This is a genomic window from Kutzneria sp. NPDC051319 (assembly GCF_040682195.1).
GTDB lineage: Bacteria > Actinomycetota > Actinomycetes > Mycobacteriales > Pseudonocardiaceae > Kutzneria.
The window spans coordinates 1-12,445 of sequence record NZ_JBFBAM010000014.1 but is presented as its reverse complement, the minus strand read 5'-3'; the positions used below and the strand labels follow the sequence as shown (position 1 = coordinate 12,445).

Below are 12,445 nucleotides of genomic sequence, written 5' to 3'. Positions count from 1 at the left end.
TGAGAAGCCGCGCCAGCCAGGACCGGCCGTTGGTTGTCTGGAGCGTTGACATGCCGCGCTGACAGCGGCGCGCGCCCACCTATTCCGGCACTACAGCCACAGTGGCCGGGTGGTGGCCAGCACCTGCTCCACGTCGTCCCAGTCAGCGCCAGGCACATCTATGTAGAGCTCGATCTCGTTCCCGTCCGGGTCGGCGAGGTACAGGCTGTGGGTGACGGTGTGGTCCGCCGCGCCGGACACGGTCACGCCCGCACGCTCCAGGTCCCGCACCACGGCCGCGAGCTCCTCATCGCTGTCGCCGACCTTCAGACCGATGTGGTAGAGCCCGGCACGGTGGCCCGTCCCCGGGTGTCGGGCGTCCTCGCCGACCTCGATGAGCAGCAGTTCGTGGTGTGTCCGTCCGGTCGAAAAGGCCAGCACCGTACCGCGCATCCGGAGCGGTGTCTCCAGCGCGCGGAAGCCGAGCACATCTCGGTAGAAGCGTCCGGAGCGCTCCAGGTTCTTGACAAAAAGCACGACATGGCCGAGCTCGCGGATGTGCATCTTTCCTCCTTGTGACGCACACCGGACAGCGACGACGCAGTCGTTATTCCCCCCGCGGCGGCCGCCGGACCACCTGGGGTGCGCACACGGCGGCCGCGAGCGCGGCGCCCAGACGCGGGTAGACGCGCCGCACGTTTCCCTCGTGCACGCGAGCGAGATCGACATCGGAAAGGCCGGTCGCGTCCACGTGCCGCCGGGTGTCGTCGAAGTGATGGCCGGTGCGGTGGTCGACGCCCCGCACCGCACCGATCATCTCCGAGCCGAACAGGATGTTCGTCGGGTCGATCACCTCGAACAGCAGGTCGACGCCGGGCTGGTGGTAGACACAGGTGTCGAAGAAGACGTTCGCCATCACGTGCTGGTCCGGCTCCGGTTTGCCGAGAGCATGTCGGCCAGCCCCCGGTGGCGACCCCAGTGATAGGGCACCGCCCCGCCGCCGTGCGGGATCACTGGCACACGGCCGCGAACCGGTCGGGAAACAGCATCGTCACACGATGGACGAGATCGTTGCTGACACGCGCCCACTCCGCGCTGACCCGCTCGTCGCCGATGTGGTGGGCCATGGCTGACGCCCGCGGCGAGAACAGCGTCATGTCGATGCCACGGTAGTCCATCAAGCGCAACTGCTTGCCCAGCAACGACTCTCGGATTTCGTCATCGCTGACCACGGGGTACCGTGGCGCGGCTGTGCCCGCCTCGTAGGCGGCGATCTGCCTTGCCCGCCAATCGGTGTGTGCGACCGGCGCCGTGGTGTAGTGGCCGTGACAGTCGATGATCACTGATTCGTTCCTTCCCTGCTCGGACTGCGCCCGATGCGGTCGAGCACCGCTGCCAGACCTCTTCTGTCAGCGCGGTGCAACGTCCGGCGGCCCAGTGCTGACGCCGCGCGGTCGCCAGCGACATGCTCGGTCGAACGCCGCCGCCTGCGACTGTGTCCGCTGCCTCGCGCATCTCCTCCGCGCCGGGCGCGGTGCTGGATGGAGCGGGTGATCAGGTAGCCGGCCAGCTCGGGACAGTCGTCGGCGGGCAGCTGGTCGGGCAGCGACGCCAGGACGTCGTCCGTCACGCCCTGGTCACGTGCGGCCAGCGCCGATTCCATAGCAAGGGGCACCCGCCGGCGCCACCGAGATCGGCTCCTGGTCAGGCCAGGGTAGGCGGTCAACAAAAGTGTCACAACTATTGTTGACAATATTGTTGACGCCTCGTACGGTCGAGCCGTCCGAAGGGAGCACGTCATGTCCGAGGTGCCACGGAAGGTGCAGCCGGACGGCGCGCCGCCGCGGACGCGCTCTGCTCATTGATCATGAACGGAGATGTCTCACCGGGTCAGCGGCTGGTCGAACTGGAGTTGGCCGGCGTATTCGGGGTGACCAGGGCGGCCATGCGCGCGGCATTGATCGACCTGGCGGCCGAAGGTTTGGTGCAGCATGTGCCGAACCGCGGTGCTCGGGTGCGAATGATGTCGGTCGAAGAGGCGGTGGCGGTCACCGAGTGCCGAATGGCGCTGGAAGGGCTGTGTGCGGCCAAGGCCGCGCAGCGTGCCACCGATGAGCAGATCGATGCGCTCGTCGAACTGGGCCACGCGATGCGCGCCGCTGTCGAGGCGGGCGAGCCGACGAAGTACTCGGCGCTCAACCGGGAACTGGACGTGATGATCCAGGAGATCGCCGGCCAACCGGTCGCCGCCGAACTGTTGCGCCGTCTGCACGGCCAGGTGGTACGGCACCAGTTTCAGCTGGCGATACGGCCAGGCCGGTCCCAGGTGTCGCTGCCCGAACACCTGGCGGTGATCGACGCGATAGCCCGACGCGACGCGGACGGGGCCGAAGCCGCGAACAGGTCACATCTGCGCGGCGTGATCGCCGCGTTGCGGGAAAACGAGAACGGACGGAGGTAGCCGTGCTGAATCCAGTGGTCGTGACCGATGTGCCCCGTCCGGTGATCGGGGACGTGGACCGGCTCGCGGCGTACGGTGTCGCCACGGTGCACGAAGCGTTGGGGCGCATCGGCTATCTCGGGCCCCGACTCCGTCCGATCCAGGACGGCGCGCGCGTCGGTGGCGCCGCGGTCACCGCACTGTGCTGGCCCGGCGACAACCTGATGATCCACGCGGCCGTGGAGCAGTGCCGTCCCGGCGACGTGCTGGTGGTGACGTCGACCTCGCCGAGCACGGACGGCATGTTCGGTGAATTGTTCGCGACCTCGCTGCTCACCCGGGGCGTGCGGGGACTGGTCATCGACGCCGGCGTGCGCGATGTCGCGGACCTGCGCGCGATCGGCTTCCCTGTATGGTCCGCCGCGGTGAGCGCGCAGGGCACGGTCAAGGCGACAGCGGGAGCGGTGAACGTGCCGGTCGTGATCGGCGGGCAGACGATAAACGCCGGCGACATCGTTCTCGCCGACGACGACGGTGTAATGCGCGTGTCCGCCGCTGACCTGGCGTCGGCCATCCGGCTCTCGCAGGCCCGAGCCGCCAAGGAGGAAGCGTCCCGCGCCGCCTTCCAGGCCGGCGAACTCGGACTGGAACGCTACGGGCTGCGAGAGAAACTGGCCGCGCTCGGCGTGCGCTATCTGACCGCGGCCGAATACGCCGCCGTCGCCGAGGGAAACTCATAATGACCGGTATTCGGTGCATGCTCATGCGCGGCGGCACCTCCAAAGGCGCCTACTTCCTCGCCGAGGACATCCCAGCCGTCCCGTCGCAACGTGACGAGCTGCTGCTGAGCGTCATGGGCAGCCCCGATCCACGTCAGATCGACGGCATCGGCGGGGCGCATCCGCTCACCAGCAAGGTCGCAGTCGTGTCGCCGAGCGCAGCGCCCGGAGTCGATGTCGACTACCTTTTCCTTCAGATCGGTGTGGGCGAAGCAACCGTCTCAGACCAGCAGAACTGCGGCAATCTGCTCGCTGGCGTCGGCCCCTTCGCGGTCGAACGCGGCTTGGTGGCGGCCGGCGTCGAACAGACCACGGTGCGGATCAGGCTGGTCAACACCAACAGCCACGCGGTCGCACGGTTTCCCACACCCGGCGGCGTCGTCGACTACTCGGGAGGCACGGCGATTTCCGGCGTTCCCGGCTCCGCCGCGCCGGTCGTGCTCGACCTCGCCGACACCGAGGGCTCGGCCGGTCACGGACTGCTGCCGACCGGCAACCTTGTGGACGTCATCGACGGCGTCCGCGTCACCTGTGTGGACAACGGGATGCTGGTCGTCGTTGCCAACGCAGGTGATCTCGGAGTCACTGGCCACGAGTCCGTAGCCGAACTGCAGGCCGACGGCGCCCTGCTCGCACGCATCCAGTCTCTTCGCGTACAGGCCGGCGCACTGATGGGATTCGGTGACGTCACTGACACTCTCATGCCCAAGACGACCCTGGTCGCGCCTCCCGTCGACGGCGGCACCATCAGCACCAGGACGTTCATGCCGCTGCTGCCGCACGACTCGGTCGGTGTGCTCGGTGCAGTCAGCGTGGCGACCGCCGTCCTGCTCGACGGCGCGGTCGGCCACGACGTCGCCGGCCTCGACGGCGACCAGAATCAGATAGATATCGAGCACCCCGCCGGCCATCTCCACGTCGAGGTGGACCTTGATGCGTCGTCGGACCGACCGCGTGTTCGGCGCAGCGGCGTCGTGCGCACCGCACGGAAGCTCTTCGACGGTACCGCTTTTCCCCGCTGAGGCGCTTGACGAAGCTGTTGAAGCAAGTGCAGGGTTGGTCCACGGTGAACCAGCCGCCGCTTCAGGGTCACGCTCGACGTCGCGAGTCGCTTCGATGCTGTGGTCGGAATACCCTGTGGCGCAACGGATGTGCGGCTGGATCCCGGGTCTTCACACTGAACGTGGTGGAGCGAAACCTCGTTCGATGCTGTCCTGGGTGACGTGGGCATCACGACGATGAAGATCCCGCCACGTTGCCCCCGGGCGAACTGCTACGCCGAACGGTTCGTATTCACCGCCAGATCCGAACTCACTGACCGCATGCTGATCCTGAGCCAGCGGCACCTAGACGCCGTGCTCGCCGAGTACATCCAGCACTGCAACGGTCAACGGCCGCACCGGTCCCGCGAGCTCCGCCCATCCCGGCCGACCCACCCCGCGGCGAACCTCAGTTTCCAGCGGGTCCAGCGACAGCGACTCCTCGGAGGCCTGCTCAACGAGTACGAACGGGCCGCGTAGAACCGCTGGTCAGCACCGGTGACAGACTTCTGGAACCCCACACGGTCGGGTCTTCCGCCGCGTCGTCGGCATCCGGGTCGGGAGAGTATTCCGCGAGGTACAGCGCTAGCTGCCTTGCGGCGAGCAAGTAGTTGTAGCGGGTGGTCTCCGGGCGGTTGGCCGAGCGGAGGGTCCGGTCCCAGCTGCGGAGGTAGCTGTCCCACATCGTGGGAAGGTCGTTGGTGATCTTGTTCAGGTCCAGGAGCGGCATGTGAACCTCGTCGAGTCAAGGGGTCCAAGAGCGGCGTGCTGGAGCTCGACGAACGGAACAAGATCACAAAAAGAGGGTCTTCACAGCCTGTGAGCTGCGAAGACCCTCTTGGCCGTCGGGACGACAGGATTTGAACCTGCGACCCCTTGACCCCCAGTTGAATCGTGGGTCAACGGCGTGCTCATGCCCGTTCTCCAAGCTCACGTCACAGTCTACTTGCCAAAGTAAAGGAGTCCTCGATTTGTCGGGTTGATCATGAGTGTCGATCGGGAATGGGATGGTGGTCTCGGTATGTGGACACCAAGTCTGCGGAGCTTGCTCTCATGGCGGGTCGTCGAGGCGGCGTTCTGGTAACGCTTCCAGGGTTCGACTGCCTTGTTCAGCATTCGGTATCGCGGTGACCTGGTCGTGGTTGCGCGGAGGGCCGTCGCCGCGGCGACGGCATCCCTGGCAGTGGGCGCGCGCTGTACGTCGGCGGCGAGGACTACTGCCGTGACCGCGAATGGCAACCTCCTCCGAATGATACGGAAGGCTCTTTGAGAATCATGGAGGGGCTGTTTCGCTCGTAGTCGATGGTCATTCACTCGAAAGGGTGAGAGTGCTGGGGTGCGATATCGATCGGGCGACGGAGTGTAACGGTGGGGGAGGGCTTGTCGATCAGCGAGACAACAGGCTGATGCGCAGGCCTGCCGACCTTTTGCCCGTATAAAAGCGGGTCAACTCCGCGGCCGAGGCCTGTCGCGGCGCGGCCCATTCGCTCGCAGTTCGAGGAGCACATCGTGCGACTGACCTATGCCCAGGCGAGGAACTTTCGTGCCCTGCAGGACGTCCGGGTCGACATCGACGCCATCGCCACGCTGGTGGTCGGGCGGAACAATAGCGGCAAGACTTCGCTCGTGGACCTCTTCTGCAAGTTCTTCGACCAGGACGGATGCGCGTTCACGCTGGAGGACATCTCCACTGCGAAGATCAAGTGCATCGCGCAGGCGATCGAGCGTTACCGCCACGCCGAGGCCAGCCAGCTGGCCGGCGATATCGAGGTGGCGGAGCGCCTGTACCAGGAGGCGTTCGCGACGCTGCCGGTGATCAGCCTGACGATCGGCATCGAGTACGAGGACAGCGACGACCTCACGGCGCTGTCCGAGGTCATTCTCGACCTCGACGAGACGCGGCACGACGCCACGGTGGTGGCCCAGGTGGAGGTGGCCAGCCCGGCGGATTTCCTCGCAACGTTCGCGACGGCGGACGAGGACGCGGCGGTGATCGAGAAACGGCTGCGCAAGCGGGAGGAGTTTCGGCGAGTGTTCGCGGTGCGTTTCTACGCGGTGGACGCCCAGCAGGACAGTAACCGGAACCCGATAGACCGGTCGAAGGTCGAGCGGATCTTCGCCACCGACTTCATCTACGCGCAGCACCGGCTGGACGATACGACGACCGACCAGACCAAGACCCTGTCGAAGGCGTTCGCCCGGTTCTACGACCTCAACGGCGACGGCGACCCGACGGTCCGGGAGATCGACGAGGACCTGGCCGGCGTCGCCGCGAAGCTGGACGTCGACTACGAGACGCTGTTCAAGCCGATCTTCGCGGATCTCAAGGACTTCGGCTACGACACGGCGACCCAGCTGCAACACCTGAAGATCATCGCTTCGCTGGAGACGTCGCACGTGCTCAAGGGCAACACCCGGCTCTACTACGAGTCCGAGACCGACGGGCAACTGCTGCCCGAGGCGCACAACGGGCTCGGCTACACCAAGCTCATCCACACCATTCTCCAGTTCGTCACCTTCCACCAGAACTTCGTGAAGGCCACGCCGCGCCCGGCGTTCCAAGTGCTGTTCATCGAGGAGCCCGAGGCCCACCTGCACCCGCAGATGCAGGAGGTCTTCATCAAGAACATTCAGCAGTTCATCAAGGGCAAGACTGACTGGCCAGTGCAGGTGGTCATCACGACGCACTCGTCGCACATCGTGGCTAGCGGCCGATTCGACAGCATCCGCTACTTCGACAAGACCGCCGACAGCGTGGACGTGCGGGACCTGGCGACGTTCCGGTCCACGGTCAAGGCCGACGTGGACGCCACGATGGACTTCCTGACGCAGCACCTGGAGCTGCACCGCTGTGACATGTTCTTTGCCGACAAGGTGGTGCTCATCGAGGGCACGGTCGAGCGGTTGATGCTGCCCGCGATGATCAAACAATGCGCTTCTGGGCTGGAACACGAGTACGTCTCGGTCGTCGAGGTCGGCGGTGCATACGCCTTGAACTTCAAGGAGCTGCTCGCCTTCATCCGGGTGCCGACGCTGATCGTCACCGACCTCGACTCCGTCGACCCGGCCCTTAACCGTACGAAATGCCGACCCGACACCAAGGACGCCGTCACCAGCAACACGACGCTGGCGAACTGGCTGCCGGGGGTGAAGCCGATCGCGACCCTGCGCGGGCTGTCGGACACCGCGAAGACCGAGAAAGGCCTCATTCGGGTCGCCTACCAGGTGCCGGAGGCCGGTGGCCGGTCCGGCCGTAGCTTCGAAGAGGCGTTCATCCTCCGGAACGCGGCCGTGCTGCGCAGCCACGCGGATGCCCTGAGCGTCAGAAAGCTGTTCGTCGGCCCCAACGGCTCGCTGTACACAGCGGAGCAGATCGTGTCCAAGTCGTACGAGATCGCCGATGGCATCGACAAGAAGACCGACTTCGCCTTCGACCTGTTGCGGATGGTGGGCTGGGAAACACCGCGGTACATCGAGGAGGGGCTCAAGTGGCTCGCGACGCACTCCTAGAGGTCACCACGGCGATCGACGAGCGGGCCAGCTTCCTGGTCGAGGCGGGCGCCGGCTCGGGCAAGACATTCGCCCTGGTGCACGGCTTGAAGCACATCCTGAGTCGGACGCGGGACGAACTGGAGCGCGGCGGCAAGCGGGTGGTGTGCATTACCTACACCAACGTCGCCAAGAACGAGATCCGGGAGCGCATCGCCGACGATCCTCTGGTGTTCGTCGGCACGATCCATGAGTTCCTCTGGGACGTGATCGAGCCGCACCAGGCCGAGCTGAAGCATCAGCTCGTCGCCCGCAACGAGAAGGCGGAGAATCCCGTCGAGAACCTGGCGGGGTTCCTGGAGAAGGTACCGATCACGTACTCCGACCGGGGGCGGTACCTGGCCGCCGGCCGGATCTTCCACGACGACGTGTTGGAGCTGGCCGAGGCGATGTTCATAAGCCGGCCGAAACTCGCGCGGCTGTCGGCCGACAAGTTCCCGTTCCTGTTCATCGACGAGTACCAGGACACCACGAAGGGCACAGTCCGGCTGGTGCTGGACCACTTCATGGGTCGGGGCAGCACGGGCGCGGTGGTCGGGTTCTTCGGCGACTCGATGCAGAAGATCTATCCACGCGGCATCGGCCGGGTCGAGCACGCCGGACTCCGGGTGATCCCCAAGCACGAGAACTACCGCTGCTCGCGGCGGGTGATCGAGGTGCTCAACAAGATGCGGCCCGGGCTGCCGCAGGAGGCTGCCGGCTCGAACGTCGAGGGGGAGGTGTACTTCTTCAGCGGGGAGGGCGAGCCTGCCGGCAACGGCCGACTGGACCGGGCCCGGCAGATGCTGGCGGCGAAGGGCTGGGACGAGGCGAACACCAAGATCCTCTTCCTGACGCACCGATGGCTCGCCGAGGCACAGCACTATCCGGCGCTGCTGAAGGCGTTCGCGAAGGCTGGATCGTTCGGGCGCGACCGCCTCATGGAGGGCAACGATCCGGTCGCCCAGACGCTCGCGCGGGTCGAGCAACTCGGCAGCGCGTTCGTGGCCCGTGACAACGGCGCCTTGCTGGCCCTCCTGGCCCGGAGCCTTGTCCGAGTGGTCCGGCACTCGGACAAGATCCGGTTGTCGGCGAAGCTCGACCGGTTGGTGTCGCTGTGCGAGCGCGGCACGATCGGCGAGGTGCTCGACTATGCCTTCGCGGCCAACCTGGTGGGCGAATCGGACTCGATGCGGCGGATGGAGGAGAGAGCTGTTGCGGCCGAGGACGATCGGGGCGTCCGTGACCGGGAATTCCTGGCGGCGGTGCGCGAGGTGAGCTACCAGGAATTCGCCGCCTTCGCCGCGTTCCGGGACGAACGAACTCCGTTCTCCACCCAGCACGGGGTCAAGGGCGCTGAGTTTCCCAACGTCATCGTGGCCATCGAGGACTCCTCATGGACGCAGTACAACATGGGTAACCTGTTGGCCGGCCATGACAACCGGTCGGCTGATCGGTACGAACGCTCGCGCAATCTGTTCTACGTCTGCTGCTCGCGGCCGCAGTCCGGCCTGGCTGTGGTGTTCCTGTCCGACCCGCCGGAGGCCGCGCTCGACACGGCCCGTGACTGGTTCGGCGCGGAGAACATGCTGTGACCGAGGAGATTCAGGCGGGCTTGTTGCTGATCGCCGCGGCGAACTTGCGATCCGCCTTGGCGAGGAGGGCGTTCGCCTGTACCGTGCCATAACTCGACGCTGAAGCTGCGACCTGGCGTTTCGTCACCGACGGCACCTCGGCACGATCACTCCGTGGCGTTCTGTCTCTTGTGCTTGCTCACGGTTCGGGTGCTCGGATGGCTGATGTTGCTCGCCGGCAACAGGACCGTGTTGATCGCTGAGGTGCTGGTGCTGCGGCATGAGGTCGCTGTGCTGCGGCGCCAGGTCGGCAGACCACGTCCCACCTGGCCGGACCGGGCGATCCTCAGTGTCGTCCGCAGGCGAACTGCTATGCCGAACGGTTCGTGGGCACGGTCAGATCGGAGCTCACCAATCGCATGCTGGTCTTGAACCGGCGGCATCTGGGCGTTGCGTTGGCCGAGTACGTCCGGCATTACAACGGTCGACGGCCGCACCGGTCCCGCGAGCTCCGCCCTCCCAGGCCGACCTGCGTGGTGCCCAACCTCGGCTCCCAGCGGATCAAACGACAGCGGCACCTCGGAGGTCTAATCAACGAGTACGAACGGGCCGCGAAAAACCCCTGGTCAGCAGTAGTAACCTGCTTTTGGAACCCCACAGCCACATCATGGCGACGTCCATGCCGAAGAACGGCGCGCTGATCGGCTCACTGTGCTGGAGGTTCTTACGCGGCTCAGGTGCCTCTCGGCTCAAGCCGGATCGACGGACGATGACCACGAAGCCGCAGCTGGCGGTCGAACGCCAACCCGATGCCGTCGGCCACGGTCAGGGGGAATGCCGATCGGCCGTGCTGACCAGGCGCGTCCCACGAACGTCCCACGGCGGCGAAGACGCGCTTTTCCCCTCGGCCGGCGCGGCTCAGGCTGGTGGCCGTCAACATAGGCGGAGCCACCGGAAACCTAGGAGTGTCAAAATGAATGAGCAGAACAAGTCCCGGCGCGGATGGCCGGTGTGCGGCTGGCGCTTTTCGTCGGCGTGCTGATCGGTGCGGCGCCCAGGTGCTGGTCGCGAACGCGCGCTTCGACGCCGTTCAGCGAGCGGAGGCCGAGAAGCTGGCGGCGGCGATGGACGCGGGGTCCAGGTCGGGTTCGACGGGACCACTCGTGGATCAAGATCAGCACGGCCGAGATCGTCGCCGTCGGCACGGCGTGCAAGATCGCGTTCCCCGAGGTCGGCTGGTTCGTCTGCCCGCCGACCTCGGCGGCAATCAACGCGGCGCTGCGGGACAATCCCCACGTGCGCGGGGTCTGGGGCGAGCTGTACACGGACGGCCGGGTCCGCGTGGGCACCTGGTGACCTGAGCGGTCAGTCGTTGGCGAGTGGATGCTGGACCTGGAAGTCGCTGTGCCGCACCAGGCGCACCCGGTCGTCGGGCAGGTCGGGGTAGCCCACGGCGTAGGTCAGCAGCACCGGCTCCGTCGTTCGGACGAGGATGATCGTCCTGATCCGGCTGCGCTTGGCGGCGAACAGGGCCTGACCGATCTCGTCGACATCGTCGACCCGCGTCTGGTAGATGAGCGTGTCGTTGTACTCGACGAACAGGAGCAGGGACTTGTACCGCTTCCCCGGTGGGGCCTGGAGCAGCACGTACACGTCGCCGAGATGGCCCTCGGGGAACACCACGTAGCCCATCCGGCGTGGGGTCCCGAACGCGGAACGGCTGACGGCCTGGGCGGACGCGCGGTGCAGGTGGCCGTCCAGGCCCAGTACCTCGTCCAGTTTTCGGGCCTGCTCGGGCGTGGGGGTCTCGTCCGTCCCCTGCTCCCAACGGCTCAGCGTCGAGGTGCTGAAACCGCTGAGCCGGGCCAGTTCCACGAGCGGCAGCCGGCCGCGGGCCTGTTTGATCATGCCGCCGAGCCGTTGGGCGGTGTGGCGCAGTGCGGGGGCGACCTTGACCACCGAAATCCATCTCCCCACGATTTCCGGATTCCCCTAGCATCCCATGACATCTGGTCCGGTACGCATCCTCTAGCCCCCACGTACGGAGGAACCATGGCCGTTCCGCTCTTGCTGGATCGTCCAGCCCGGCAGCGAACCCCGCCGCCGGCGACCGCACCACCGCGACAGCGGGCCCGACCGTCCAAGCGGGCCGCTGTCCTCGTCGGAGCCGTCACGGCCGGCGCGCTGGCCACCGTGCCGGGGTCGCAGCCGCGCACCACCGAGTTCACCTCACTGGACTGCGGCCGTGTCGCCGTCCGCGACGAGCATCTCTTTCCGCACGACTACGTCGGCGAGGTCTTCCTTCAGGTGGGAACCCGTTCGCCGGACGGGGCCAGGACGCGTTTCGTGATCGCCTGGGGACCGAACCGCTGGCCGCCCGCGCGCGCGATCGACATTCCCTCGGCCCGTGCCGGCGGCGTGATGTTCATGTTCCTCAAGTTCGACGGCGCCGAGGCGCCGCTGTACCCGGTGGTGTTCAGCGCCGGCGAACCGCTGTGTTTCCGGTGGGGCACCACTTCCACGATTCCCGGGGTCAACGGGAGGCCGGCCTACGGCTGGACGCTGGACCACGACCGCGTCTGACCGCGTCGCGCCGTCTCTCGGCGTCTGATCGCCACCCGGTGGACCGTGACCGACCCGGTCCCCGGATGGCGACTCATAGTCCACAATGGACTAATTACCTTCCTGTCATCTCGGGCGCGCCTGGTCCGCTCGCGGCCGTGAGTCGATCGCGCCCGTGGTCGGGCCGAGGCGCGTCCTGCCCTTTATTGTCATATTGACTCTACTGCCGGGCGGTCCTAACCTGTTGTCAGCACGGTTAATCGCACAATGACACAAATGGTGGTGAACCGTCGCGGCAACCGACGACCGACCTGGGGGCTCGACCGGATCGCGGGAGGAGGTGAAACCCGTGGAGACGCACATCATCAGGCTGCTGCTGGCGCTGCTGGCCGGCCGGCTCGGCTGACGACGGGAGCTCGAGGTTGACGGCCAGTGCTCCCGCCGTCAGGAGAAGCCGCCGCCACGGAGCGGCGCCGACAGGTAACGGTACCCGATCGAATGCCGGCCGGGTACAGAAGAGAAGCGCGACCCGGTCGACGGCGG

At 66.5% G+C, this 12,445-nt stretch carries 15 protein-coding genes and 1 pseudogene; 10 read left to right on the top strand and 6 right to left on the bottom strand.

What is annotated here, in order from left to right:
- Positions 1-90: 90 nt before the first annotated feature.
- The 4 genes from AB0M73_RS16500 to AB0M73_RS16485 all read right to left on the bottom strand — a co-directional run bounded on the left by AB0M73_RS16500 (position 91) and on the right by AB0M73_RS16485 (position 1,642).
- Positions 91-543, bottom strand: coding sequence for a VOC family protein (locus AB0M73_RS16500; RefSeq protein ID WP_363891449.1), 453 nt, complete (start codon positions 541-543; stop codon positions 91-93).
- A gap of 43 nt (positions 544-586) precedes the next feature.
- The gene (locus AB0M73_RS16495; protein ID WP_363891448.1) at positions 587-895 is read right to left on the bottom strand and encodes an amidohydrolase family protein; all 309 of its coding nucleotides are present in this window, start codon (positions 893-895) and stop codon (positions 587-589) included.
- A 94-nt stretch (positions 896-989) separates the two neighbouring features.
- Positions 990-1,322: an amidohydrolase family protein gene (locus AB0M73_RS16490; protein WP_363891447.1), complete on the bottom strand. Its 333-nt coding sequence runs from the start codon at positions 1,320-1,322 to the stop codon at positions 990-992.
- Positions 1,319-1,642, bottom strand: a complete 324-nt coding sequence (locus AB0M73_RS16485; protein WP_363891446.1) for a hypothetical protein — start codon at positions 1,640-1,642, stop codon at positions 1,319-1,321. The genes AB0M73_RS16490 and AB0M73_RS16485 overlap by 4 nt, the downstream gene beginning before the upstream one ends.
- A 186-nt stretch (positions 1,643-1,828) precedes the next feature.
- Between AB0M73_RS16485 and AB0M73_RS16480 the strand changes: the two are divergent.
- The 5 genes and pseudogenes from AB0M73_RS16480 to AB0M73_RS16460 all read left to right on the top strand — a co-directional run.
- Positions 1,829-1,984, top strand: a pseudogene (locus tag AB0M73_RS16480) (GntR family transcriptional regulator); the annotation flags it as partial.
- A gap of 15 nt (positions 1,985-1,999) precedes the next feature.
- Positions 2,000-2,440: an FCD domain-containing protein gene (locus tag AB0M73_RS16475; protein WP_363891627.1), complete on the top strand. Its 441-nt coding sequence runs from the start codon at positions 2,000-2,002 to the stop codon at positions 2,438-2,440.
- Between the two features lie 5 nt (positions 2,441-2,445).
- The gene (locus tag AB0M73_RS16470) at positions 2,446-3,159 is read left to right on the top strand and encodes a 4-carboxy-4-hydroxy-2-oxoadipate aldolase/oxaloacetate decarboxylase (RefSeq protein ID WP_363891626.1); all 714 of its coding nucleotides are present in this window, start codon (positions 2,446-2,448) and stop codon (positions 3,157-3,159) included.
- Positions 3,159-4,220: a 4-oxalomesaconate tautomerase gene (locus tag AB0M73_RS16465; RefSeq protein WP_363891445.1), complete on the top strand. Its 1,062-nt coding sequence runs from the start codon at positions 3,159-3,161 to the stop codon at positions 4,218-4,220. Before AB0M73_RS16470 ends, AB0M73_RS16465 begins: the two co-directional genes overlap by 1 nt.
- Positions 4,221-4,436: 216 nt before the next feature.
- The gene (locus tag AB0M73_RS16460; protein WP_363891625.1) at positions 4,437-4,718 is read left to right on the top strand and encodes an integrase core domain-containing protein; all 282 of its coding nucleotides are present in this window, start codon (positions 4,437-4,439) and stop codon (positions 4,716-4,718) included.
- On the opposite strand, the gene AB0M73_RS16455 is transcribed toward AB0M73_RS16460, so the two are convergent.
- A complete protein-coding gene (locus AB0M73_RS16455) occupies positions 4,693-4,968 on the bottom strand; it encodes a hypothetical protein (RefSeq protein ID WP_363891444.1) in 276 nt (91 codons plus the stop codon). The two genes, AB0M73_RS16460 and AB0M73_RS16455, sit on opposite strands and share 26 nt — an antisense overlap.
- Positions 4,969-5,747: 779 nt before the next feature.
- On the opposite strand from AB0M73_RS16455, the gene AB0M73_RS16450 reads away from it, so the two are divergent.
- The 4 genes from AB0M73_RS16450 (at position 5,748) to AB0M73_RS16435 (ending at position 10,696) form a co-directional block, all read left to right on the top strand.
- Positions 5,748-7,748, top strand: coding sequence for an AAA family ATPase (locus AB0M73_RS16450; RefSeq protein WP_363891443.1), 2,001 nt, complete (start codon positions 5,748-5,750; stop codon positions 7,746-7,748).
- The gene (locus AB0M73_RS16445) at positions 7,727-9,361 is read left to right on the top strand and encodes a UvrD-helicase domain-containing protein (RefSeq protein ID WP_363891442.1); all 1,635 of its coding nucleotides are present in this window, start codon (positions 7,727-7,729) and stop codon (positions 9,359-9,361) included. Before AB0M73_RS16450 ends, AB0M73_RS16445 begins: the two co-directional genes overlap by 22 nt.
- A 305-nt stretch (positions 9,362-9,666) precedes the next feature.
- Complete coding sequence (locus tag AB0M73_RS16440; RefSeq protein ID WP_363891624.1) at positions 9,667-10,041, top strand: integrase core domain-containing protein; 375 nt, start codon at positions 9,667-9,669, stop codon at positions 10,039-10,041.
- A 310-nt stretch (positions 10,042-10,351) separates the two neighbouring features.
- Complete coding sequence (locus tag AB0M73_RS16435; RefSeq protein ID WP_363891441.1) at positions 10,352-10,696, top strand: hypothetical protein; 345 nt, start codon at positions 10,352-10,354, stop codon at positions 10,694-10,696.
- 9 nt (positions 10,697-10,705) lie between these two features.
- Here the strand turns inward: AB0M73_RS16435 and AB0M73_RS16430 are convergent, their stop codons facing one another.
- Entirely contained in the window at positions 10,706-11,317 is a 612-nt protein-coding gene (locus AB0M73_RS16430; protein WP_363891440.1) for a helix-turn-helix transcriptional regulator, read from the bottom strand.
- Between the two features lie 75 nt (positions 11,318-11,392).
- Between AB0M73_RS16430 and AB0M73_RS16425 the strand changes: the two genes are divergently transcribed.
- Positions 11,393-11,923 (top strand): hypothetical protein, encoded by a 531-nt coding sequence (locus tag AB0M73_RS16425; protein WP_363891439.1) that lies wholly within the window; start codon positions 11,393-11,395, stop codon positions 11,921-11,923.
- Positions 11,924-12,445: the final 522 nt, after the last annotated feature.

What these genes read in the sequence shown, in the direction of transcription:
- AB0M73_RS16500 (WP_363891449.1), bottom strand. Translation starts at nt 543, where the DNA reads ATGCACATCCGCGAGCTCGGCCATGTCGTGCTTTTTGTCAAGAACCTG.
- AB0M73_RS16495 (WP_363891448.1), bottom strand. Translation starts at nt 895, where the DNA reads ATGGCGAACGTCTTCTTCGACACCTGTGTCTACCACCAGCCCGGCGTC.
- AB0M73_RS16485 (WP_363891446.1), bottom strand. Translation starts at nt 1,642, where the DNA reads ATGGAATCGGCGCTGGCCGCACGTGACCAGGGCGTGACGGACGACGTC.
- AB0M73_RS16475 (WP_363891627.1), top strand. Translation starts at nt 2,000, where the DNA reads ATGATGTCGGTCGAAGAGGCGGTGGCGGTCACCGAGTGCCGAATGGCG.
- AB0M73_RS16465 (WP_363891445.1), top strand. Translation starts at nt 3,159, where the DNA reads ATGACCGGTATTCGGTGCATGCTCATGCGCGGCGGCACCTCCAAAGGC.
- AB0M73_RS16460 (WP_363891625.1), top strand. Translation starts at nt 4,437, where the DNA reads ATGAAGATCCCGCCACGTTGCCCCCGGGCGAACTGCTACGCCGAACGG.
- AB0M73_RS16455 (WP_363891444.1), bottom strand. Translation starts at nt 4,968, where the DNA reads ATGCCGCTCCTGGACCTGAACAAGATCACCAACGACCTTCCCACGATG.
- AB0M73_RS16425 (WP_363891439.1), top strand. Translation starts at nt 11,393, where the DNA reads ATGGCCGTTCCGCTCTTGCTGGATCGTCCAGCCCGGCAGCGAACCCCG.